At 62.9% G+C, this 2,527-nt stretch carries 3 protein-coding genes; 1 reads left to right on the top strand and 2 read right to left on the bottom strand.

The window, feature by feature from the left end:
- Positions 1–73 precede the first annotated feature (73 nt).
- Positions 74–481, top strand: coding sequence for a YchJ family protein (locus AC2VOU_RS02375; RefSeq protein WP_047313717.1), 408 nt, complete (start codon positions 74–76; stop codon positions 479–481).
- Positions 482–492: 11 nt separating this feature from the next.
- Here the strand turns inward: AC2VOU_RS02375 and AC2VOU_RS02370 are convergent, their stop codons facing one another.
- Both AC2VOU_RS02370 and AC2VOU_RS02365 read right to left on the bottom strand, forming a co-directional pair.
- Positions 493–1,977, bottom strand: a complete 1,485-nt coding sequence (locus tag AC2VOU_RS02370) for a neutral zinc metallopeptidase (protein ID WP_486955913.1) — start codon at positions 1,975–1,977, stop codon at positions 493–495.
- A gap of 110 nt (positions 1,978–2,087) precedes the next feature.
- A partial coding sequence (locus AC2VOU_RS02365) for a M28 family peptidase (RefSeq protein WP_486955912.1) occupies positions 2,088–2,527 on the bottom strand: 440 nt, incomplete at its 5' end.

The raw sequence follows: 2,527 nt of genomic DNA, 5'->3' as shown, positions 1-2,527 counted from the left end.
CGCGGTCGAGGCGGCGCTGCGACTGTTGCCGAACCCACGTGACCTCGTCTAGCGAAGGGCGGCCAAACCTGAGATGACCGAACTCTTCGGATCCCTGTGTCCGTGCAGCAGTGGAGCCGACTATTCCGCCTGCTGCGGGCCGTTGCACCATGGGGAGCGACAGGCCCGATCAGCTGAGGAATTGATGCGGTCGAGGTATGCGGCATACACCCGTGGTGATGTCAACTACTTGTTTCGAACCTGGCACCCACGCACGCGACCGGTCGATGTGGCCGTTGATCCAGGCATCACCTGGACTGGTCTGGAGGTGACCGACACTCTCGCTGGCGGCCCCAACGATGATTGGGGGGAAGTGGAGTTCACAGCCCGATTCGAGTCGGCGGCCCACACCGGCAGCATGCATGAGCGCAGCCGTTTCGAACGGCGCGCCGGCCGATGGTTTTACCTCGATGGCTCAGCGAACGAATCATCATCCACGTAGGGCTACCCGTCTTATCCCGGATACCGGGTGTAGCACACGTCCATATTGCCGCCCACGCCGGCGCGAAAAGCCGCGATTCGCGTGAAGCCGGCCGGCACCGTGGTGCCGGCGGCGTCGCTGGCGACCAGGTGGTTGGTAAGCAGCCCGGAAACGGCTTTGTCGAGATAACCGGCGCTCAGCAACAGCTCCTTATGGTCGGGGGTGTCGATGGGCTCAGCCATCTTGCGGTGCACATAACCGGTCAAGCACGCGGTCCGCAGGGCCGTCCACGGGCTTTGCATCGACAGGCCGCGTTCGTGCTGCACCGCCAGCGTGTATCGCGACATCACGATCGACAGGGCGGTGTCGTCACCTTGCGGCAGCGTGTATTCATTTGCGTCGGAGACCTTTCCGATCGTCACCAACGCCGGCAGATCGACCGCAATGGTGTTGCTGGCCGGACAGTAGGACGCCGGTGGACTGGGCTTCGTGCCGGGACAATCGGCGGGCTGGTAGGACAACATGGGCGGTTGCTTGAGCGAGAAGATCTGTCCCATGATCTCCATGAGCGTGGACAGCGTGTCTTCGTTGATCGGGACCTCACCGGGCTCGGTGTCCCCGTTGAGATCGACCCGCAAGGTCGTCGGCAGGTCGCCGCGACGCTGCTCGATCTCCACAACGTTGATCCCCGCGCACGCCGAAGCGCCGGTGATGAAGCCCATCTGGAAGGCGCTGACGCGCTCCAAGGCCGACCCATGTTCGTCGTCGTTTTGGGCGTCGGCGTCCATAATCGGGTCACGGGTGGTGATGATCCCCGCGAGCACGTGGTCAAGCCCGTCGGCGGTGCTCAGGGTGAAGCGCGGCGACTTACCTGCGGCCACCCAATACAGATAGACGCCGGCGAAACAATCGGCTTGCTGTTCGCGGACGATGGTGGGGTCTTTTCTGGTCACCAGTTTCGCCATCTGCTGCAGCGCGTGCCCGAACTCATGTGCTAGCACCCCATTGACGGCCATGTCGCCGAAATAGCGTTGCGCGACTGGCATAAACACTCCGCGATCCCAGGCGATCAGGTTGCAGCGAGGTGTGAAAAAAGCGTTGACGAGCTGGTAGGTCTCGCTGTGGCAGACAATCGGACCGTCGCGGTCGTCGGAGTCGTAGGAGACCAGCTTACCGATCGGAGTGAACGTTCCTTTCAGCGATTGGCGGTACACCCGCTGCCAATACTCCTGGATATCGTTGACCGATAGCAACGACAACTTGTCGATCGCTCCGTTGTCGGTGTTGACCACCGTGCCTGCCGGAGCCGGTGCCTTCGGGCGAGACCCGCTCGGACCATTGGTGGCGGGCAGGTCCGCCACCCGGAACGGGTCGTTGAGCATCGACAGCGCGCGCCCGTCCACGAAAGTGGTGCATCCTGCCACCATGAGTGCCGCCCCTGCGCAAGCGATAGCCGACCTCGCCCTGCGCGAGCAATCGCCGCGCCACTGACCTCGATTCCGCTCCCGACTATTCATGGCCAACCCCATTCCGACCGGTTGCACGGTCGCATCAAAGGGATCTCATTCTAAATCGGTTGATAGACGGGCATGGCGCAAATCACGGCACGGCGACGTGCCAACAGTCGCTACGGGCCCTGCGTGCGATGCCGCTTGCCATGGGGCGGGACGCCGTTGACTCCCTCGATCGATTCGGCGTAGTGGCCCACCGCAAACGCCACTCCAGAACCCATGATCGCCAATGCTTCCCGGTTGATGTTATCGATGGTGTCGTGAGCGCCCTGATAGTTGGGGTCGAACCAAACTCCGGGCTGGCCACCCCAAAGCCGGGCTTGCGCATTGGTTTTCATCTGCGAAGCACCGGCGGTCACACCCCCGATCGGAACACCCGCGACCATGAACGGGTAGTAGTCAGTCCCGGAGGTCAACGGCATGTCGGCGGGCCGCTTCCCGGCCAAGTTCAAATAGCCGGCCAGTGTGCGCTCAATACCGCCAGAACCTGCGGGTACATCTCCGGACGCCACACCGGGCCCCGGCGGACCCGACTGGTCACCGTCGATGGTGAAAA

The sequence above is a fragment of the Mycobacterium sp. TH-M25 genome (genome assembly GCF_057473665.1).
This window is presented reverse-complemented; position numbering and strand designations above follow the sequence as displayed.

Excerpts from the sequence above, each read along its gene's own strand:
- AC2VOU_RS02375 (WP_047313717.1), top strand. The coding sequence starts at position 74 with ATGACCGAACTCTTCGGATCCCTGTGTCCGTGCAGCAGTGGAGCCGAC.
- AC2VOU_RS02370 (WP_486955913.1), bottom strand. The coding sequence starts at position 1,977 with ATGAATAGTCGGGAGCGGAATCGAGGTCAGTGGCGCGGCGATTGCTCG.